This is a genomic window from Symbiobacterium terraclitae (genome assembly GCF_017874315.1).
Classification (GTDB): Bacteria; Bacillota; Sulfobacillia; order Symbiobacteriales; family Symbiobacteriaceae; genus Symbiobacterium; species Symbiobacterium terraclitae.
In genome coordinates this window covers 1-18,942 of sequence record NZ_JAGGLG010000010.1, presented here as the reverse complement: position 1 = coordinate 18,942, position 18,942 = coordinate 1, and the positions used below count along the sequence as shown (strand labels likewise).

Annotated in this window: 18 protein-coding genes; 9 read left to right on the top strand and 9 right to left on the bottom strand. The window is 69.8% G+C overall.

Features of this window, described 5'->3' with window-relative positions:
- Nucleotides 1-12: 12 nt before the first annotated feature.
- The 3 genes from coxB to J2Z79_RS07460 form a co-directional block, all read right to left on the bottom strand.
- Complete coding sequence (coxB, locus tag J2Z79_RS07470) at nt 13-1,041, bottom strand: cytochrome c oxidase subunit II (RefSeq protein WP_209466249.1); 1,029 nt, start codon at nt 1,039-1,041, stop codon at nt 13-15.
- A gap of 197 nt (nt 1,042-1,238) precedes the next feature.
- Nucleotides 1,239-1,604 (bottom strand): DUF983 domain-containing protein, encoded by a 366-nt coding sequence (locus J2Z79_RS07465; RefSeq protein ID WP_209466248.1) that lies wholly within the window; start codon nt 1,602-1,604, stop codon nt 1,239-1,241.
- Between the two features lie 4 nt (nt 1,605-1,608).
- Nucleotides 1,609-2,319 carry an SCO family protein gene (locus J2Z79_RS07460; protein WP_209466247.1) on the bottom strand — a complete coding sequence of 237 codons (711 nt, stop codon included), beginning with the start codon at nt 2,317-2,319 and terminating at the stop codon, nt 1,609-1,611.
- A 202-nt stretch (nt 2,320-2,521) separates the two neighbouring features.
- Here J2Z79_RS07460 and J2Z79_RS07455 point away from each other — a divergent pair, with 202 nt between their 5' ends.
- The 4 genes from J2Z79_RS07455 (at nt 2,522) to J2Z79_RS07440 (ending at nt 4,883) form a co-directional block, all read left to right on the top strand.
- Nucleotides 2,522-3,427 carry a heme o synthase gene (locus tag J2Z79_RS07455; protein WP_374712569.1) on the top strand — a complete coding sequence of 302 codons (906 nt, stop codon included), beginning with the start codon at nt 2,522-2,524 and terminating at the stop codon, nt 3,425-3,427.
- 97 nt (nt 3,428-3,524) lie between these two features.
- The gene (locus tag J2Z79_RS07450) at nt 3,525-3,953 is read left to right on the top strand and encodes a DUF420 domain-containing protein (protein ID WP_209466245.1); all 429 of its coding nucleotides are present in this window, start codon (nt 3,525-3,527) and stop codon (nt 3,951-3,953) included.
- 83 nt (nt 3,954-4,036) lie between these two features.
- Nucleotides 4,037-4,318, top strand: a complete 282-nt coding sequence (locus J2Z79_RS07445; protein ID WP_209466244.1) for a hypothetical protein — start codon at nt 4,037-4,039, stop codon at nt 4,316-4,318.
- Nucleotides 4,319-4,403: 85 nt separating this feature from the next.
- Nucleotides 4,404-4,883: an inorganic diphosphatase gene (locus tag J2Z79_RS07440; protein WP_209466243.1), complete on the top strand. Its 480-nt coding sequence runs from the start codon at nt 4,404-4,406 to the stop codon at nt 4,881-4,883.
- Nucleotides 4,884-4,981: 98 nt separating this feature from the next.
- On the opposite strand, the gene J2Z79_RS07435 is transcribed toward J2Z79_RS07440, so the two are convergent.
- Nucleotides 4,982-6,313, bottom strand: coding sequence for a LiaI-LiaF-like domain-containing protein (locus J2Z79_RS07435; protein WP_209466242.1), 1,332 nt, complete (start codon nt 6,311-6,313; stop codon nt 4,982-4,984).
- Between the two features lie 183 nt (nt 6,314-6,496).
- On the opposite strand from J2Z79_RS07435, the gene J2Z79_RS07430 reads away from it, so the two are divergent.
- The 4 genes from J2Z79_RS07430 to J2Z79_RS07415 are packed head-to-tail and all read left to right on the top strand — an operon-like array spanning nt 6,497 to nt 11,267.
- Nucleotides 6,497-7,525, top strand: a complete 1,029-nt coding sequence (locus J2Z79_RS07430) for an ABC transporter substrate-binding protein (protein ID WP_209466241.1) — start codon at nt 6,497-6,499, stop codon at nt 7,523-7,525.
- Nucleotides 7,522-9,642: an ATP-binding protein gene (locus J2Z79_RS19135; protein WP_209466240.1), complete on the top strand. Its 2,121-nt coding sequence runs from the start codon at nt 7,522-7,524 to the stop codon at nt 9,640-9,642. The genes J2Z79_RS07430 and J2Z79_RS19135 overlap by 4 nt, the downstream gene beginning before the upstream one ends.
- A gap of 3 nt (nt 9,643-9,645) precedes the next feature.
- The gene (locus J2Z79_RS07420) at nt 9,646-11,040 is read left to right on the top strand and encodes a sigma-54-dependent transcriptional regulator (RefSeq protein ID WP_209466239.1); all 1,395 of its coding nucleotides are present in this window, start codon (nt 9,646-9,648) and stop codon (nt 11,038-11,040) included.
- Nucleotides 11,041-11,051: 11 nt separating this feature from the next.
- Nucleotides 11,052-11,267, top strand: a complete 216-nt coding sequence (locus tag J2Z79_RS07415) for a hypothetical protein (protein WP_209466238.1) — start codon at nt 11,052-11,054, stop codon at nt 11,265-11,267.
- Between the two features lie 49 nt (nt 11,268-11,316).
- Here the strand turns inward: J2Z79_RS07415 and J2Z79_RS07410 are convergent, their stop codons facing one another.
- Nucleotides 11,317-11,799, bottom strand: a complete 483-nt coding sequence (locus J2Z79_RS07410; protein ID WP_209466237.1) for a DUF5946 family protein — start codon at nt 11,797-11,799, stop codon at nt 11,317-11,319.
- 242 nt (nt 11,800-12,041) lie between these two features.
- Between J2Z79_RS07410 and J2Z79_RS07405 the strand changes: the two genes are divergently transcribed.
- Nucleotides 12,042-12,983: a class I SAM-dependent methyltransferase gene (locus J2Z79_RS07405; protein ID WP_342589439.1), complete on the top strand. Its 942-nt coding sequence runs from the start codon at nt 12,042-12,044 to the stop codon at nt 12,981-12,983.
- On the opposite strand, the gene gltA is transcribed toward J2Z79_RS07405, so the two are convergent.
- From gltA to J2Z79_RS07385, 4 genes are all read right to left on the bottom strand, one after another.
- Complete coding sequence (gltA, locus tag J2Z79_RS07400) at nt 12,877-14,295, bottom strand: NADPH-dependent glutamate synthase (protein WP_209466236.1); 1,419 nt, start codon at nt 14,293-14,295, stop codon at nt 12,877-12,879. The genes J2Z79_RS07405 and gltA overlap by 107 nt on opposite strands.
- A 187-nt stretch (nt 14,296-14,482) precedes the next feature.
- Nucleotides 14,483-15,331, bottom strand: a complete 849-nt coding sequence (locus tag J2Z79_RS07395; RefSeq protein ID WP_209466235.1) for a sulfide/dihydroorotate dehydrogenase-like FAD/NAD-binding protein — start codon at nt 15,329-15,331, stop codon at nt 14,483-14,485.
- Nucleotides 15,332-15,346: 15 nt separating this feature from the next.
- Entirely contained in the window at nt 15,347-17,653 is a 2,307-nt protein-coding gene (locus J2Z79_RS07390; protein ID WP_209466234.1) for a thiamine pyrophosphate-dependent enzyme, read from the bottom strand.
- Nucleotides 17,654-17,660: 7 nt separating this feature from the next.
- A complete protein-coding gene (locus J2Z79_RS07385) occupies nt 17,661-18,656 on the bottom strand; it encodes a 2-oxoacid:acceptor oxidoreductase family protein (RefSeq protein WP_209466233.1) in 996 nt (331 codons plus the stop codon).
- Nucleotides 18,657-18,942: the final 286 nt, after the last annotated feature.

Sequence of the window (18,942 nt, the reverse complement as noted above, 5' to 3'; positions counted from 1 at the left end):
GGGATTGCGCCGTCACTTCAGGCTCTGCAGGTACTGTACGATCGCGTCGAGGTCTTTCTCGGAGAGCCGGGCGTGCGACGGCATGGTCGTGCCGGGCTTGAAGTCTGTGGGGTTCTTCACCCAGGCCTTGAGGCTTTCGTAGTCGTTCTCCAGGATGCCGGCGGCGATGGTGGAGCGCTGGCCGACGTCCGTCAGGTTGGGGCCGACCTTCCCCTGCGCGGGGGTGCCGTCCACGGTGTGGCAGGAGAGGCAGTTCCCGCCGGGCGCCGGCGACTCGAACAGCGCCTTGCCCGCCGCCGCGGCCTCGGCCAGCTGCCCCGGCCCCTGTTTCATGGCCTGCCGGTGCGTTACCCAGGCGTCGAAGTCGGCCTGCGACATGGCGACCACCCGGAAGCGCATGTTGGCGTGGGAGTCGCCGCAGAACTCGGCGCACTGGCCCAGGTAGACGTCCGGCTCGTCGGCCTGCATCCAGGTGACGTTAATGCGGCCGGGGATCATGTCGGTCTTGCCGGCCAGCTTGGGCACCCAGAAGGAGTGGATGACGTCGTTGGACGTGATCTCAAGCCGCACGGGCCGCCCGGCCGGGATGCGGAGCTCGTTGGCGGTGACGATGCCCAGCTCGGGGTACTCGAAGGCGAACCACCAGCGGTAGCCGGTCGCCCGCACGGTGAGGGCCCCGGACGGCGGGGCGGAGGTGGAGATGGCGGCTTCCACCGTGGGGAACGCGACGGAGATCAGGATGAGGATCGGGATGATGGTCCAGATGATTTCCAGGGTGTGGTTGCCGCGGATCTGCAGGGGCACGCCGACCTGTCCCGGCCGTGCCCGGAACCGGAAGACCACGTAGAGCAGCGCGGCCGTCACGCCGACGCCGATGCCCACCGCGACGTACAGGGTGTAGAGCAGGAGCCCGGTCTGCGTCTGCGCGACTGGGCCCTTCGGGTCCAGGGGCGTCTGCGGCAGTGTGCTGCACCCCGCCAGCAGCGCGCCCACCAGCGGGAGCAGCGCCGCGCGCACGGCGCCGCCCAACCTCGTTCGCATACCCACCAGTAACTCGCCCCCCACATACGACTAGGGTTGTATGTCGACATAGGGTGATAACAGTAGGTGCCACCCTCAGCGTAGTACAAAAGTACTAGTCTGACAACCCGGAATTCTCCGGCGCGATGTAGGAAATGTGGCCGGCGGGCAATCCGCCGTGGCGCAATCCAGGGCCGGGGTGCCGGCGTGGTCCGGAGCTAGCGCCCACCCCGTCGCAGCCCCGTCATGGCGTAGAGAATCCCTACCCACGCGCCCTTCATGTTGCGGTAGGTACCCACCAGGAAGGCCGCCCCGAACGTGCACCAGAGCAGCAGCTGCTCCCGGGCGCCGAGGCGGGTCAGGGCCGCGCTGAGGTAGACGCCGGCGACCACCAGGACCGCGGTGACGCTGTAAGCCACCAGCATGGCCCCGATGAAGTCGCCCTCCTCGGGCTCGAACGGCGCCCCGCAGGCGGGGCAGCGGTCGGCCATCCCGAGGGCGCCCCGGGCCATCGAGCCCCTGCGGCAGGCCGGGCAGCGGAGGCGGAACCCGTCCCACGCCGCCCGGGCCATGGGTCCCAGCATGGCCTCACCTCCCGGCCAGCAGGAGGCGGATCTGCGCCATCACGTCGTCGGGGTTCAGCAGATTGCCGTCGTGGTACGCCCGGATCCGCCCCTCGGCGTCCACCAGGGCCAGCCGGCCGCCGTGCTCCACCCGGTAGTCGGGTGCCGCCTCCCGTTCACCATGCTCGCTGTGCCCACCGGCGCCGGCGTCCGCATGACGGTGGCCGGCGTGGACCCGCTCCGAGGTGGGCACCTGTTCCATCCCTACGAGGAAGCCCTTCTCCACCACCGAGCGCACGTGGTTCGGCCGTCCGGTCAGAAACCGCCACGTGCGGGTATCCGCGCCGTAGACCCCGGCGTAGGCCGCCAGCCGCTCGGGCGTGTCGTACTCCGGGTCGACGGTGATGGAGAGGAGGTGAACCCTTTCGCTCAGCCCGGCCCTGGCCAGCTCCGCCTGCATTCCTGCCATCTGCGCCGTGATGGCCGGGCAGATGTCGGGGCAGGACGTATAGATGAAGCCGACCAGGTGGATGCGCCCCCTCAGGTCGGATTCCGTGACCGGCCGGCCGTCCTGGTCCACCATCTGAAAGGCGGGCACCTGGCCGAAGACCGGCAGCGCCGGCCGGCTCATCGACCACCGCAGCGCCAGCAGGCCGGCGAGCGACAGGACAACCAGGCTGGTGGAGAGCACCAGGCCGAGGCGAACGCCGCGCGGGATGGCTGCTCCATGGACCATACGGGCCCTCCTTCCGAGACACATAGGCTCCACAGGGCGCATCTATTATCCACAAACTCAGAGAATTCCTCCAACCCGGGACTGGTTTTGCAAGATAGACAATATTTTTATTGCGTACGGCAGGATTCTGCCCGGGCCGCGTCAAATCCCTCCGCCCACGGCGTAATCGTGCCATGATTGCAACGATTGCAGAAACCAGGGGGTGGCGGTTTTGTTCGCTGCGGTACCGGACCGGCGCCAGGTCGCGCAGGTCCTGCGTGATTACCTGCTGCTCACCAAGCCGCGCATCGTCATCCTGCTGCTGATCACCGGCTTCGCGGCCATGTGGGTGGCAGCCGGCGGCCCGCCGCCGCTGGGGCTGAGCATCGTCACGATGGCCGGGCTGGCCATGTCGTGCGGGGCGGCCAACGCCATCAACATGTGGTACGACCGGGACATCGATGCGGTCATGAAGCGCACCCAGCGGAGGCCGCTGCCGGCCGGGCGCCTGACGCCTGAACAGGCCCTGCGGTTCGGCGTGGTGATGGGCATCCTCAGCTTCCTGGTCCTGCTGACCGTGAACCTGCTCACCGCCCTGCTGGCCACAGCGGGCCTGCTGTTCTACGTGCTGGTCTACACGATGTGGCTGAAGCGCTCCACCGTGCACAACATCGTCATCGGGGGCGCGGCCGGTGCCGCACCGCCGCTGGTGGGCTGGGCAGCGGTGACGGGCACGGTGGACTGGGCTGCCGTGATCATGTTCCTCGTGGTCTTCATCTGGACGCCGCCCCACTTCTGGGCGCTGGCGCTCTTCCGCGGCGAGGACTACGCCCGGGCGGGCGTGCCCATGCTGCCCGTGGTCCGGGGGGAGCGGGTCACCAAGTGGCAGATCCTGCTCTACTCGCTGCTGCTGATCCCGTCCGGCGCGCTGCTCTACTTCACGGGCGCCGTGGGACCGGTCTACCTGGCGACTGCCGTGGGGCTCGGCTGCGCGATGGTCCTGGCGTCCATCGGGCTCCTGCGGGAGCGGCTTCCCCGCATGGACTGGGCGCACCGGACCTACGGCTGGTCGCTGCTCTACCTGGCGGTGATCTTCCTGGCGATGATGCTGGACGTCACCCCGGCGTGACTTCGGGGCGCGCAGGGGCCGCCCCGTCCATGGTCTCGGGGACGGAGCACAGCGGGGCGGGTCTGTCCCGCGACGATGGCCGAAGGGGGAAGGGGTAGTGGAGGCGCTTCTTGCCGTGCTCCCCACGGTCAACGCCATCCTGATCTCGGTGAGCGGGGTGCTCATCCTGCTGGGGATCCGTGCGATCCGGCGGGGCGAGCAGGACCGGCACCGGCGGGCGATGCTGACGGCCACTGGCCTGGCGGCGCTCTTTTTCGTACTCTATCTCACCAGGGTGGCGCTGGGGGGACTCACGAGCTTCAACGGACCCGCTGCCCTGCGGCCGGTCTACCTGGCCGTTCTGTTCAGCCACCTGACGCTGGCGATCGTCCAGGTGCCGCTGGTGCTGGTCACGCTCTACCAGGGCCTCCGGGGCCTCTTCCCGCGGCACCGGCGCTTGGGCCGGGTGACCTGGCCGATCTGGGTCTACGTCTCGGCGACAGGGGTGCTGGTGTACGGTCTGCTGCGGTTTCCCTACGCTTCGTGAGCTGGCGGTTGGCGAGCTGCGGTTGTTGCGGGGAATGGTGCGGTCTGGTGTGCAGTGCGCAGGCGCAAGTGGGGGGCGTGCGCATGGAGTGCAGACGATCGGTGGCGACGGGCGCCGCGGTGGGGCTCGCCCTGGGAATGCCGGTGTTTGAGGTGTTCCTTCTGACCATCCTCGCGATCGACGGCGGCCTGTTCGACGCGCTGGTCGCCATCCGCTACTTCTCCCGGCCGCTGAACCTGATCTTCCTGCTGGTTGCCCTGCACGCGGCGGGAGGGCTGATCGGCGCTGGGGCAGGCTACATGGCGTACCGCGCCCGCCTGCGGCCCCGGCCCCGCCTGCGGGTGATCCCGGGGGGACGGCGCTGAGCGGGCTGCGGGATGGAGAGGATGTCTGCGGGTATCCGGCGAATCCTGAGGAGCGGACGCGACATGCGTGGCAGGAGGGCTCGCAGTGCACAACGTCGTCGACATCCTGGTGGAGATCCCGCGCGGCAGTCAGAACAAGTACACCTGGGATCCGGTGCGGCGTCGGATCCGCCTGGACAGGGTGCTCCACTCCTCGATCCACTACCCGTCGGACTACGGGATCGTCATGAACACCCACGCCGAGGACGGCCGGCCGCTGGACGCGCTGGTGATCGTCACGATCCCGACCTTCCCCGGATGCGTTCTGCAGGGCAAGGTGATCGGGTGCCTGAAGACGCGCGACGAGAAGGGCGAGGACATCAAGATCATCGCCGTGCCGGTGAACGATCCGCGGCTGGCGCAGTACGAATCGCTGAGCGACATCGCCCCGCACCGGCTGAAGGAGATCGAGTACTTCTTCCACGCCTATAAGGAGCTGGAGGGAAAGCCGGTGGAGATTCAGGGGTGGGGCAGCGCAGAGGAGGCGCTGGCGGCCATCGAGGCGCACAGGGTGCAGGCCGAGTAAAGCGAAGCGGCCCCCGCTCCCCATCCGTGGGAGCGGGGGCCGGCGCGTGTCGGGCGCCCAGCGTCCTCGATCTCGACCGGCCACGACCGCCGGTGCCGCTAGTCCACGATCTGGAGAACCACGTGGCCGATGCCTCCGGTGACCACGAGGTCGATGGCCTCCTGACCCGCGCGGAAGTCCTCCGTGATGAAGTAGCCATCCTCGCGGCGGAAGCCGCCGCCGACATCGGTACCGCCCAGACCGGTCTCCACCTTGATGCGGGCCGGCCGGCCCTTGGGTACCCGCAGGAAGATCTGGCCGACCCCGGCGTCAATCCTTCCCGTCACGGCACCCTGTGCGGGCAGCGTCAGCCGCACGTCGCCCACGCCTGTGCTCACGTCCAGGTCCGTCACCCGCAGGCCGGAGAGGTCGATGTCGCTCTCGGCCACGCCCGTGTCAAGCTGCAGGCTGATGGGGACGGCCGGGCTGAGGAACAGGTCCCAGGTGCCCTGCCCGCGCCGCGCATCGACCGGGATGCTCACCGTCGACCGCAGCCGGTAGTAGGCGGTTCCGTCCACCACTTCGTACTGCTCATCAATCCGTTCGTTGGAGAGGGGGATCACGGAACCGTGCACCAGCTCGTCGCCCAACTCGCTCGCCTTGATCCTGAGCCGCGAGACAGACGACTCCACCGCGATCTGTGCTGACGTGGCGCTCCCCAGCGGGCGGCTGATGACGAGCGCCTCATCGACCGGTGCCGGTCGGGCGATGGGGGGCGGGGTGTCAACCTGCGGCCAGCTGCGGAAGAGGATCCCACCCACCAGGGCCAGGGCGAGCAGCACCGCGACGGCGCGCCCCCAGGGTCCTCGCCGGCCGAGGAGCATGTCGAGGCCGGCCACGATCAGGAGGACCGGCCACAGCCGCGACAGCGCATCCCAGACCGACCAGCTGATCAGGCCGAGGCTCTGGCCCAGGAAGAAGAGTCCCAGCAGGATCAGGACGAAGGGGCCGATGATGGAGGGGCCCTTCGGCGACCGGGGCGGCGGGTTGTATGTCGGGGGACGTTGCGGGCCGTGGGCCCGGGGCGGCTGCGGGGGGCGCCGCTCCGACTCCCTGTCCTTGTCGTCGGTCTCCGCATCGCGCTCCGGGCCGTTGGGCGCCTGCCCGGGCTCAGGACCCGCTGCCGCGGTGCGGAAGGGGGTGGTCCGCGGCGGGCGGTAGGCCTGCACCGGCGGGACCGGCGACTCCGGCGTCGATGGCTCGTGCGCGGACAGGATATCCTCCTCCAGCTCGCTCAGCCATGCGTCGTCGCGGCCGGGGCGGCCGGCCTGGTCGCGGCTGCGGTCATCGCTAGCGTCGCGCCCCTGCGGGACGTCGCGGCCGGATCCGTTGGCGGGAGACTGTCCGAAGTCGTTCTGTTGGCGCTGATCGGCTCTCTCTTCGCGCTCCATCGAGGCCCTCCCCCTCTGGTTCGAAGCTTGGTTGACCCTTTCTCCAAGATTGACGCCGGCGGGCGTTCCAACCCTTCATCCGCCGCGAAAATCCGCGGGGGACCGGAGGCCGGGCAGTGCCAACGTGCCATGGGATCTTGCCCGAGAAGGCGGTAGACTGAAGTGCAAGGGGGGGTGACGGCGATGCGTTCCTGGCGTAACGGGAGGTCCTGGACCGCTGCTCTGGCCGCTGCGCTGATCGTCGCGCAGGTGGTGGTGGCCGCCGGACTCTTCTCGGGCTGCGGTCGCCAGGGCGTCCGGCGCGCCGCAATTGCCGTCCTGCTGGCGGACGACGTCCGCATGGAGAAGGTGGACGGACTGCGTGAGGGGTTGGCTGAGATGGGCCTCCCACCCGACCGGGTGAACATCACGGTTTACTCGGCTGGGGGAGACCGGTCTCGCCTGCCCGCGCTGGCGCACGACGCCATCGCCTCCCGCCCCGATGTGCTGGTGGCCGGCGGTGGCATCGAGGCGGACACGCTGCACCGGAGCGACAACCCGGGCATCCCGGTGGTGATGGCAGGGGTGGCCTCGCCGGTCCGCTGGGGCTGGATCGAGTCCTACTCCCGCCCCGGCGGCCTGCTGACCGGGCTGGACAACCAGCACGCCGAGTTGACCGGCAAGCGGCTGGAGTTGCTGACCAAGCTGCTGCCCGAGGTCAGGCGGGTCCTCGTGGTGTACGACCCCCAGGTGGTGCCGGGCATCCACGCCCTCGAGGTGGCGGAGGAGGCCGCTGACCGCCTGGGAATCGCCCTCGGCGTCCTCGAGGCCCGCACGCTGACCCAGGCCCGGGAGGGGCTGGGTCAGGTCGAACCCGGCGAGTACGACGCCGCGCTCCTGCTCCCCGCCTTCGTGCTGGAATCGGGGGCCGGGGTGATCGCCGCCGAACTCGAGCGGCTCGGCCTGCCGACGATGGGCGCCCTCGACCTGGGGGAAGGCGCCGGGATGATGGCAGCCTACGGCATCTCCAACCGGGCTCAGGGACGTCAGGCGGCACGGTTCGTGGTCAAGGTGCTGAACGGTGCCGACCCCGCGACGCTGCCCATCGAGGCGATCGACAACCCGGAGCTCGTGGTGGACCTTGACGTGGCGCACCGGCTCGGGTTGGACCTGCGTCCCGAGGGCATGGCCTTCGCCCGCCTGCGCGGCGGGGCGGGGGAGGTGGGGCCGTGAGGCCTTGGTTCGGCCACCTCCGGCTGAAGGTGCTGGCCTTCGGCATCGCCATGTCTGTTCTGCCTGTTGCGCTCTACGGCTGGTACGGCCTGGCCGCCGCACGCGCGTCGCAGGTGGAGATCGTGCAGGCGCAGAACCAGGCCGCTGCCCACACCGTGGCCGAGGAACTGGCCCGTTTCGTGGGCAGCGTCACGGCCCGCCTGGAACTGCTGGCCCGGCTCGAGGGCGGCCGGCTGCTGGAAGCCCCTGCAGCCGAGCAGGAGAGAGTGCTGTACACCCTGCTGCGGGACACGCCCTATCTAGAGGAGGTCTCCCTGGTAGGCGCCGACGGCGTGGAGGTGGCTCGCGCCTCCCGGCGCGAGGTGGTGGCCGGGCAGCCGCCGGCTGCGCACGGGCACGAACCCTACTGGGCGGCCCTGCGGCGCGGGGAGGCCACCGTGGGTCCTGTGACGTTCGATCTGCAGGGGCGGCCGCTCTTTACCGTCGGCGTGCCGCTGCCGGCCCGCGCCGGCGCGCTCGTGGCCCGCCCGACGCTGCGGGGGCTGGTGGACAACCTGGCCGCGGTCCAGGCAGACGGTAGGGTGACGACGCACGTCCTGGACGGCGACGGGCGCCTCATCGGCGACTCTGACTACAGCCTGGTGCTGGCCGGTTTCCGCTGGGACAGGCAGGTTCCCGTCGACACGCCGTATCGCTCGCTGACCGGAGACGAGGCTTTCGGCTATCTGGTTGAGGTGCCTGGCCTCGACTGGCGGGTACTCGCCGAGACCACGGTGGACCAGGCGATGGCGCCGGTGCGCCGGCTTGCATGGGAGTTCGCCGGCGGCGCCCTGCTTCTGGTGTCGGTGGTGGTGGGCCTGTCCATCGTCTTCGGCCTGCAGCTCACCGTACCGCTGGAACGGCTGGAGGCCGGCGCCGTTCGGGTGGGAGCCGGCGATCTGACGGTGCGCATCCCCCCGGGCGGCCGGGACGAGATTGGGCGGCTGGTCGATGCGTTCAACCAGATGACTGAGAAGCTGCGGATCCAGGATGCCAACCTGCGGGCGGAGCGCGACCGGCTGGACACCGCCGTATCGGCCATGGGCGCGGGCCTTGCCCTGATCGACGCCCGGGGACGGATCCTGTGGGCCAACCGACACCTGCTGGAGTGGTTCCCGGCTGCCGTGGTGGGCGGCCCCTGCCGGGGCGTGCTCGGCCGCAACTGCGATGGGGACGCCGGCTGCGCCCCCGACGGAGAGTACCGGGTTCGGGTTGGCGGGCACGACCGGGTCTTCCGTTACCGCACGTACCGCATCGCCGGGGCGGGGCCCGACGACCCGGCGCGGCTGGAAGTCGTGGAAGACGTCACCGAGCGCCGGGCGATGGAGCAGATGGTGCTGCAGTCGGAGAAGCTGGCCGCCGTGGGTCAACTCGCCGCCGGCGTCGCCCACGAGATCAACAACCCGCTGGCGATCATCTCAGCCTACGCAGAGGATCTGGCCGACCGACTGCGGGACGAGGGCGCGGCGGCCCTGGAACGGGACGGCGAGCTTTCCGCTTACCTGACCCAACTTCAGGTGCAGGTGCAGCGCTGCAAGGGAATCACGGCGAACCTGCTGGACTTCGCCCGGCGCGGGCCGGCCGAGCCGGAACCGGTGGACGTCATCGGGGTAGCCCGGGCCACCGCCGCCCTGGTGGCCCCCCGCGCCCGCAAGGCGGGGGTTGCGCTGTCGGTGGAGGCGCGAGACGGGCTCCCGGCTGTGCGGGCGAGCCGGGACCAGCTGCAGCAGGTCTTCCTGAACCTGGTCTCCAACGCCCTCGACGCCATCGAGGAGGGCGGAGGCTCGCAGGTCTCAATCACGGCGGTGGCCGTGCCGGCAGCCCAGGCCACGGCTGGTGCCGCAGGTGCCGTCCTGCGGGTGGGGGTTCGCGACGATGGCCCCGGAATGAGCGAGGCTGTGGCAGGCAGGGCGCTGGAGCCCTTCTTCACCACGAAACCGCCAGGGAGAGGCACCGGACTCGGGCTCTCCACCTGCTATGGGATCGTCACGGCGCTAGGCGGACGGCTGTGGCTGGAGAGCAGGCCCGGGCTCGGTACGACAGTCTGGTTCGAGCTTCCGGTCTGGGAGGGGGAGTGACGGATGCGCAGCTACGCCCTTCTGCTCGCGGAAGACGAAGAGTCGTTCCGGGAGTTGCTAAAGCGGCGTCTGAGCCGCAAGGGGTACCTTGTCACCGCGGTAGCCTCCGGGACGGAGGCGCTGGACGCGCTGGCGGAAGAGGAGTTTGATGCGGCCATCTTTGACATGAAGATGCCGGGTTTGGACGGCATCGCCACGCTGAAGCGGGCCCGTGAGATCCAGCCCGGGCTACCGGTGCTGATCTTGACCGGGCACGGTTCCATCGAGACTGCGGTTGAGGCGATCAGGGCCGGCGCTTACGACTACCTGACCAAGCCCTGCAACCTGGCCGAACTCGAGGTCATCCTGGAGCGGGCCCTGGAGCGGCGCGCCCTGGAGGTGGAGAACCGCGGCCTGCGGGAGGCCCTTCGCCGCCTGGGCGACGGGCTGGAGATCGTCGGCCGCAGCGAGCCGCTGCGACGGCTGTTGGAGCTGACCGAGCGGGTGGCGCAGGGGGCGATGCCGGTCCTGATCGAGGGCGAGAGCGGCACGGGCAAGGAGCTGATCGCCCGCGCAGTCCACCAGTGGAGCCCCCGGGCGGCCGGGCCTTTCATCCCCGTCAACGCCGGGGCGCTGCCGGCGCAGCTCCTCGAGAGTGAGCTGTTCGGTCACGCGCGCGGTGCCTTCACCGGTGCGGTGGCGGCGAAGCCCGGCCTCGTGGAACTGGCCGGGGGTGGTACGCTCTTCCTGGACGAGATCGGCGAGATGCCCCTGGAGGTACAGGCGAAGCTGCTGCGCTTCCTGGAAACCCACGAAGTGCGGCGGGTCGGGGAGACCCGCATCCGGCGGGTGGACGTCCGCATCGTCGCCGCCACCAACCGCCGCCTGGCCGATGAGGTGCGGGCGGGCCGCTTCCGGGAGGACCTGTACTATCGGCTGAACGTGGTCGCCCTGCACGTGCCGCCGCTGCGCGAGCGGCGTGAGGACATCCCGTTGCTGGTGGAGCACTTCCTGGCCCGGCTGGGGTCGGCGAAGGAGATGACCCCCGAAGCCCTGGAGGCGCTGATGCGGCAGGAGTTCAGGGGGAATGTGCGAGAATTGTACAACTTGGTGCAGCGCGGCGTCATCCTGAGCCCGGACCGGTTCATCGCGCCGGAGGATCTGGGGCTGACGGTGCCACCTGCTCGGCAGGGGGCGCCCACGCGCCGTGGCGCGGGGCCATCGGCCGAGGCCTCCCCGGGGGATGGGGGTGACGCCGGCGAGGAGTTCGCCTCGCTGGAGCAGGTCGAGCGGGCGCACATCGCAAGGGCCCTGGAGCGCACCGGGTGGAACCGCGCCCAGGCGGCGCAGTTGCTCGGGGTTAGCGTGCGCACGCTGTACCGGAAAATCGAGGGCTATGGTCTCAGGCCAGGGCAGTAGGGGGGACGTGCGTGTCGCCCGAGCAGACCACGCTGTATGGAATCCTGGCGGTTGTGGTGATCACCCTTGTGATCATGCTGGTGGGGGCCCCGGAAGTGGTCGTGGTCGTCGACTGGCTGGTGACCCGGGGGGCGCTTGTCGCGGGGGTCTATCTGTTCTGGCGGCTTGTCAGGGCGCTGGAGAACCGGGGAAGGTCGAAAGACGGCCGGACCGACTCGAATGGGTAGCGCGACGCCGCCGGCGGGATTGGTCCTGCCGGCGGCGTTCTGCATCCGGTCATTGGGGCTGCTCGCGCTCAAGCTCTGCCCGGATGGATGCTGCCCACGCGCGCACCCGGTCAGCCGCGCCCTCGGGCTTGTCGGGCAGGTACACGTCGGCAATGGTCATCGGCCAGTGGAGCAGCACCGGCTTGCGCTCGGCCTCGGGGCGTCTGACCCGGGTATTGCCCGCGAACAGGTTGCCTACTCTCTTGCGAATCTCGGACCAGGGCAGGCCGTGGTCCAGGTGAGCGATGAGCGCTTTCCGCAGCTCGCTCAGCACCTCTGGGTAGAACTGGGCGGGATGTTGGAGGTTGTATGATGCGACCGTAACGAAGTGCAGCGCCGCCAGTTCGGGATCCCACTGCTCCCAGCCGATCAGCCAGCCCAACTGCTCGAAGCAGTCCATCCCGTCCACCGCCGGGGCGCCGCACTCGGGGCACCGGCGATCAGGCCGCTGGCACCCCTGGGTCCCTGAGTTCGAACCCTTGCTCTCGGCCAAGCTGGGATGCCTCCTTACCGGAACCTACCGACTCCATGAGCCCATTTTGGCTGATCCGTCCTGAAACGTAAAGCCTCGACAGGTTGCTGCCCAGGCGCCATGGCCAAGCCGCGCGAAGGCATGGCCACAGCCGTCACGTGGACCGACCGGCCGATGCCACCGTAACGCGGGGCGAGCTTCGCACGTTGTACGGGGCAGGAGAAGCGCGCCAGGGAACGGGTGGCCAGGCTCGCGCACAGTGAGTGGCGAAATGGCCGCGGCGTGCGGAGACGGAGGTGTGTTGGGTGGACATCCACGGTTTAGACGGGCTACAGGTAACAGCTCAGTTCGACCCTGTTGCCGTGGAGTACGACTTCGAGGCCTCGCTTAGGCCTGATCACGACTTCTTCCTGCGCCACCTGCCCGCAGTGCGCGGGGCGGCCCTGGACGTCGGGTGCGGGTCGGGCATCCTGACCCTCGAACTGGCGAGGTGGTTTGACGAGGTCGTCGGTGTGGACATTTCCTCCGAAATGCTGGCCATCGCCCGCGTAAGACGCAGTGCGGCCAATCTCACCTACCTGCGCATGGACGCCAACGACCTGCGGCTGGATGCCACCTTCGACTACATCGTCAGCCGGACAACCTTCCACCACCTGACCGACGTGCCCGCCGTCCTGCGCAGGCTTAAGGCGATGCTCCGTCTGACGTGCCTACGCCAGCCCGTTGGATATACGTGGTCGGGGCCTGGCAGGAGTTCCTGCCGGACGTGTTTCGGTATGGATGGCGGACGGCCCGGCGGCTCTTGCGGTTTCGCACATCCGGCGAGTGGCTCGATCACCTGGCCGCAGACCGGTACCTCTCACCGAGCGGGTTTCAGGAGGTGTACGGCGGCGAGCTGCCCGGCTGTACGTTCACCCGTCTCGGACCGTTCATGGGCGTCGTGTGGGAAAAGCCTCAGGCTTAACCAAGCCTTGTCGCCACGTGAACGGCGACACCACATCGCGCGGGCGACGCCCCCAGTCCGAGAGACCGGGGGCGTCGCTGCACGTGGTTCGGCCCGCCTCGCACGCCGGGCTTCGGTTGGTCCGCCACGTTCGCCTAATCGGCCGCGGCGGCCTGGCGCTTCTCGTCCAGGTACCGGTGGATCGCCCGGGCGGCGCGCTGCCCGGCGCCCATCGCCAGGATCACCGTGGCGGCGCCGGTGACGACGTCGCCGCCGGCGAAGACGCCCGGGCGGGACGTGGCGCCGGTCTCCTCGTCGGCGACCACGCAGCCCCGGCGGTTGGTCTCGAGACCTGGCGTGGCGTTGATCAGGATCGGGTTCGGTGTGGTCCCCAGGGCCAGGATCACCGTATCGCAGGGCAGCACGAACTCGGACCCGGGCACGGGTACGGGACGGCGCCGGCCGGACTCGTCCGGCTCGCCCAGCTCCATCCGGACGCACTCCAGCCCCTTCACCCAGCCCTCGCTGTTGCCCAGCACCTTCACCGGGTTGGTGAGCCAGTAGAACTCGACGCCCTCCTCCAGGGCGTGCTCGTACTCTTCGGCCCGGGCGGTCATCTCCGCCTCGGTGCGCCGGTAGACGATCATCGCCCGCTCGGCGCCGGAGCGCAGGGCGGTGCGGACGGCGTCCATGGCCGTGTTGCCGGCGCCGATGACCGCGACCCGCTTGCCCACCTTCACCGGGGTGTCGTACTCGGGGAAGCGGTAGGCCCGCATCAGGTTGATCCGGGTGAGGAACTCGTTGGCCGAGTAGACGCCGGCCAGGTTCTCGCCGGGGATGCCCAGGAACTTGGGCAGCCCCGCACCGGTGCCGATGAAGACCGCGTCGTAGCCCAGCTCGTCCAGCAGGGCGTCCACCGTGACCGTGCGGCCCACGACCACGTTGTAGCGGAACTCGACGCCCATAGCCTCGAGGCGGGCCACGTCGGCGTAGACGATGTCCTTGGGCAGGCGGAACTCGGGGATGCCGTAGGTCAGCACGCCGCCGGGGGCGTGCAGGGCCTCGAAGACCGTCACCTGGTAGCCCATGGCCGCCAGGTCCCCGGCACAGGTGAGCCCGGCGGGACCGGCACCGATCACCGCCACCCGTTCGGGGCGGCGCTCGGGCGGATCGGCCGCCACCCACCCGTGTTCCCGTTCCCAGTCGGCGATGAAGCGCTCCAGCCGGCCGATGGCCACGGGCTGGCGGCCGCTGCGGTTCAGCACGCAGCGGGCCTCGCACTGCTCCTCCTGGGGGCAGACCCGGCCGCAGATCGCCGGCAGCCGGTTGACCGCCTTCATCGTCCGGATCGACTCCTCCAGCCGCCCCTGGGCCAGGAGCCCGATGAAGTCACGCACCGGCACCGATACCGGGCAGCCCTTCTCGCACTGGGGGTCCTGGCACTGCAGGCAGCGGGTCGCCTCATGCACCGCCATCTCCAGCGTGTAGCCCAGGGGGACCTCCGCGAAGTTGGTGGCCCGCACCTTCGGCTCCTGCTGGGGCATGGGCTGCTTCTTCAGGCTGATCATCGCCATGGGGATCGGGCCTCCTTCCGGGCGTGGCTGGATATGCTGACCGACAGGGGGCTCGGGCCGCATCCGGCGCTGGCGAAGCGGGACCGCGTGCTCAGACCGCTCGTCGACACGGGGTTCGGGCCGCCGCCGGCGCTGGCGCAGCAAGGCAACTTGCTCAGTCTGCTCATCGCCATGCTGCCCGCCCCCCTTATCCGACCGTGGCGCAGCTGCCCTGGTGCTGGTGCCAGCGCTCCAGGGCCAGGCGCTCCTCGTGCCGGTACATCTTGTTGCGGCGGGTGACCTCGTCGAAGTCCACCTGGTGGGCGTCGAAGAAGGGGCCGTCCACGCAGGCGAACCGGTTCTGCCCGCCGACCCGCACCCGGCAGGCGCCGCACATGCCGGTGCCGTCGAGCATGATCGGGTCCATCGAGGCGTAGGTGGGGATGCCGTGGGGCCGGGTGACCTCGGCCACCGCCCGCATCATCGGCATCGGGCCGATGGCCATCACCAGGTCGTAGCCCACCGCCGCGATCTCCTGCTCCAGCAGGCCCGTCACCAGTCCGTGGTAGCCCCGGGAGCCGTCGTCGGTGCAGGGCAGGAACCGGTCGACCACGGCGCCGACCTCATCGGACAGGATCAGGAGCGAAGCGGTACGGGCGCCGACGATGGCGTCCACCGTCACCTCGGGCCGCTTCGCCAGCTCTTTGGCGATGGTCAGGATCGCCGCCGCGCCGAAGCCCCCGCCCACGAGGGCCACCCGCCCCCGGTCCGGCAGCGCCACGGGCGTGCCCAGGGGCCCGGCGAAGTCCGCCAGGGTGTCGCCCTCGCCGTGCTGCGCCAGCCAGTGGGTGGTCTTGCCCACCTGCTGCACCACGATGGTGACGGTGCCGGCCTCGGGGTCAAAGTCGGTGATGGTGACGGGGATCCGCTCGCCGCCCTCGTCGACCCGCAGGATCACGAACTGCCCCGGCCGGGCGGTGCGCGCCACCAGCGGCGCATCGATGACGTAGAGGGCTGTAACCGGGGTGAGCTGGCGCTTCTTCAGGATGCGGTACATGCCGGTTCCTCCCTCCTACAGCAGCGGGTGCTCGTGCATCGCCTTCAGGCGCTGCCAGCGGCGGTCGACCTCCGCCTCGATCTCGGCCAACAGCTCCGGGTCCTTCAGCAGGTGGCGGGTCTTGCCCATGAGGGCGGCCCACTCCCGCACCGGGACCCGCTTGCCCAGGGCCTCCGGATCGTAGGTGATGCGAGTCTTGCCCTTCTCGATTTCGTACAGCGGGAAGAAGCAGGAGTTGACGGCGGCCTGCAGGATCTCCGTCGTCATCGACTCCTCCGACCGCCAGTTGAGCGGGCAGGCGATGAGGATCTTGCCGTAGACCGGCCCCGCGTTCTGGGCGTACCACTGGGCCTTGGCGGCCTTGCGGATCAGGTCCTCGGGGTAGGACTGGGCGGCGGTGAAGACGTAGGGGATGTGGCAGGCGGCCATGATCTGCGGCGTGTCCTTGTGGTGGAACCACTTGCCCGCCTGGTGCGACCCGACGTGGCTGGTGCTGGTCATGTGGCCCAGGGGGGTGGAATAGGAGAGCTGGGACCCGGTGTTCATGTAGCCCTCGTTGTCGTACTCCAGGATGATCAGCCGGTGTCCCCGCAGGGCGGTGCCGATGGCCGGGCCCATGCCGATGTCCATGCCGCCGTCACCGGTGACCATGACGAAGGTGAAGTCGTCCCGTACCTGGATCTCGCCCCGGCGCTTCCGCTCGTGGAACATCTCCACCAGGCCGGACAGGGTCGCGGCGCCGTTCTGGAAGAGGTTGTGAATGTACGTCACCCGATGCGCCGTGTAGGGGTAGCCCGTGGTCACCACCATGGCACAGCCCGTCTGGAAGAGGACCACCACGTCCCCCGAGATGGCCCGGAAGAACTGGTCGAGGGAGGGGAAGATCCCGCAGCCGGGGCAGGCGCCGTGGCCGGGGGCGATGCGCCCGGGGCGGTTCCGGAACGCCCAGAGCGGGGCGTGCTCCACCTGGAGCGGGCCGCCGGTGGGGTCCTCCTTCACCTGGACCAGCGGCAGCCGCAGCGCCTCGGGGTCCAGTGGCGGGAGTCCCGGGGGCAGCCCCTGCCCGCTACCGGCGGGGGAGGCGCCGTGGTAGTCGAAGGGCACGGCGACCCGGCCGGTCTCGGCGGCCTCCAGCGCCGCTTCGAAGAACGTCCGGGCGTCCGCAGGGTCGAACTCCAGGCCGCCCAGGCCGTAGACCCGGGAGAGGACCAGGGTCCGGTTCTCGGGGTCGTCCTTCAGGGCCGCCTTCACCTCGTGGGTGAGGTTGCCGCCGCAGGAACCGTACGAGTCTGCCCGGTCGCCCACGAGCACCGCCTTCACGCTCCGCAGCGCCCGGCGGATCTCCTCCGCCGGGAAGGGGCGCAGGACGTTGAGGCTGATCACGCCCACCTTCCGGCCCTCGGCCCGCAGCTGGTCGGCCACCTCCTTGGCGGTCTCGGCGGCGGAGTTGAGCAGGAAGACGGCCGCCTCGGCGTCCTCCATGCGGTAGAGGTCCACCGTGCGGTACTCCCGGCCGGTGAGCTCCGCCCACTCGGCGTAAAGCTCAGGCAGCACCCGCCGGGCCGCTTCCATCGCCAGGTGGAGCTGGTACTTGTTGTTGATGAGGTCCGGGTCGTTCATGTAAGGGCCGAAGGTGATGGGACGCTGGGGATCCAGGGCGTGGGGGAAGTCCGGCCGTGGCCCCAGGAAGGCCTGCACCGGCTCCCGGTCCGGGAAGAACGAGACCCGCCGCTTCTGGTGGCTGGTGAAGAAGCCGTCGAAGGCGACGATCACCGGCAGCCGCACGTCGGGGTGCTCGCTGAGGCGCACGGCGATGATGTTCATGTCGTAGACCGCCTGGGGGTCCCGGGCGAGCAGCACGATCCAACCTGTGTTGAGGGCGAAGTAGAGGTCGGAGTGGTCGCCCCGGATGTCCAGCGGCCCCGAGACGGTGCGGGTGACCAGGTCCAGCACCGCGGGCATGCGGGTGCCGGCCTGCACCGGCATCTGCTCCAGGGCGTAGAGGTAGCCGTTGGCCGAGGTGGCGTTGAAGACCCGCCCGCCGCCCACCGAGGCGCCGTAGCAGATGCCGGCGGCGCCGTGTTCGCCGTCCGCGGGCACCATCGCGATGTCGTGCAGCCCCTCGGCCTTCATCTCGTCGAGCAGCTCGGCGATCTCGGTGGAGGGGGTGATGGGGTAATAGCCCATCAGGTGGAAGTTGATCTGGCTCGCCGCCAGGGCCGCCATCTCGTTGCCGGACTTGAAGCCGGCCACCTGGGCGGGCCGGCGCCGTGCGGTGCCTTGCGCTGCACCCCGGGCGAGATCACGCGCGCGAATGGCCATGGCGTCGCTACCTCCCTTCCGCTGCCACTGCCACGGGTCGGGACCCGAACAGGGGAACCCGCAGGCGTCCGGCGATGTCGCCGATCTCCCGCTCCTTGGTGAGCGCCCCGGTGGGGCACTCCTGGACGCAGTGGAGGCAGCCCTTGCAGTACTGGTAGTCGATGCCGACCAGCCTCACGCCGGGGTAGCCGTTCACCGTCCGTCCGGTGGGCTCCCAGACCAGGCAGAAGTCCGGGCAGACCAGGTCGCAGATGCCGCAGTCGGCGCAGAGCTCCCGGTGGAGCACGGGCAGGAAGCCCTGGCGGGAGATGCCCATGTTCTTGGCGATGGTGTTGCCCGGGGTGGGCAGGATCCCGCCCGCCGGGGCGGTGCGGTAGCCGACGACGGGTCCGGACGCGGGACGGCTGCCGGCGTCGGCCGGCTCGGGCGAGAGGCACTCGTCGAAGTGGTGGAAACAGCGGTCGAAGGTGCGCAGGTTGGCCTCCACCAGGTGCGGGTACTTGCGCTGGAAGGTGTCGCGGATGGCCTGCCGCACGGCGCCGGCCTCGAGGACGGGCGCCGCCTGGGCGACGGCGCCGAGCATGGCGGTGTTGACGCGGGTCTTCTCGGCCACCGCGGCGCCGGTGGCGTCCACGGCAATCACCCTGACCCCGCCCACCGGCACCCGGGCGGCAATCTCGGCGGCCGGGGCGGTGGTGTTGACGATGAGGGTGGCGCCGGGCCTCAGGCCCGCGGTGACGCCGGGGTCGGCCAGGAGGGCCTCGTGGAAGACCGCCACCAGGTCCGGCTCGCGGACGGGGCTGGTGGTGCGGATCTCCCTGTCCCCGGGGCAGAGGCGCACATAAGACTTGACCGGGGTGCCTTTCTTCTCGGATCCGTAGGAGGAGAAGTGGGCGCCGTTCAGGCCCATGCCCAACACTGCGGCCTCCGCGAGGATCTGGCCGGCCAGGTGGGCACCGAGCCCGCCGATGGACTCCAGGCGCATCTCGTAACTGCCGTTCACTCGATCCCCACCTTTCGCTTGGTACGGGGTTCATTTTAGGCGAGGGGACCAATTCCGACAGATTGCCCGCTGTGAGTTGTTGAAAGTTGGTGATAAGCGTAACGAACTGGCCGACGGCCGTCGGTACGTGGCGCGTGGAAGAGGTTGGAGAACCGTTCATCAGCCTTTCTTGTCATTTTGCCGGTACAAAAGGGCTAGGAGCCTGTCTGAGTAAGCCAGTTCTGTAGGAGCAAAAGGGTTCGGTGTCCAATGTCTTCAGCATGAGCAAGAAGACGTATCGACCGTA

What these genes read in the sequence shown, in the direction of transcription:
- J2Z79_RS07430 (WP_209466241.1), top strand. Translation starts at nt 6,497, where the DNA reads ATGCGTTCCTGGCGTAACGGGAGGTCCTGGACCGCTGCTCTGGCCGCT.
- J2Z79_RS07420 (WP_209466239.1), top strand. Translation starts at nt 9,646, where the DNA reads ATGCGCAGCTACGCCCTTCTGCTCGCGGAAGACGAAGAGTCGTTCCGG.
- J2Z79_RS07445 (WP_209466244.1), top strand. Translation starts at nt 4,037, where the DNA reads ATGGAGTGCAGACGATCGGTGGCGACGGGCGCCGCGGTGGGGCTCGCC.
- gltA (WP_209466236.1), bottom strand. Translation starts at nt 14,295, where the DNA reads ATGGCGATGATCAGCCTGAAGAAGCAGCCCATGCCCCAGCAGGAGCCG.
- J2Z79_RS07435 (WP_209466242.1), bottom strand. Translation starts at nt 6,313, where the DNA reads ATGGAGCGCGAAGAGAGAGCCGATCAGCGCCAACAGAACGACTTCGGA.
- J2Z79_RS07460 (WP_209466247.1), bottom strand. Translation starts at nt 2,319, where the DNA reads ATGGTCCATGGAGCAGCCATCCCGCGCGGCGTTCGCCTCGGCCTGGTG.
- coxB (WP_209466249.1), bottom strand. Translation starts at nt 1,041, where the DNA reads ATGCGAACGAGGTTGGGCGGCGCCGTGCGCGCGGCGCTGCTCCCGCTG.
- J2Z79_RS07390 (WP_209466234.1), bottom strand. Translation starts at nt 17,653, where the DNA reads ATGGCCATTCGCGCGCGTGATCTCGCCCGGGGTGCAGCGCAAGGCACC.
- J2Z79_RS07465 (WP_209466248.1), bottom strand. Translation starts at nt 1,604, where the DNA reads ATGCTGGGACCCATGGCCCGGGCGGCGTGGGACGGGTTCCGCCTCCGC.
- J2Z79_RS07395 (WP_209466235.1), bottom strand. Translation starts at nt 15,331, where the DNA reads ATGTACCGCATCCTGAAGAAGCGCCAGCTCACCCCGGTTACAGCCCTC.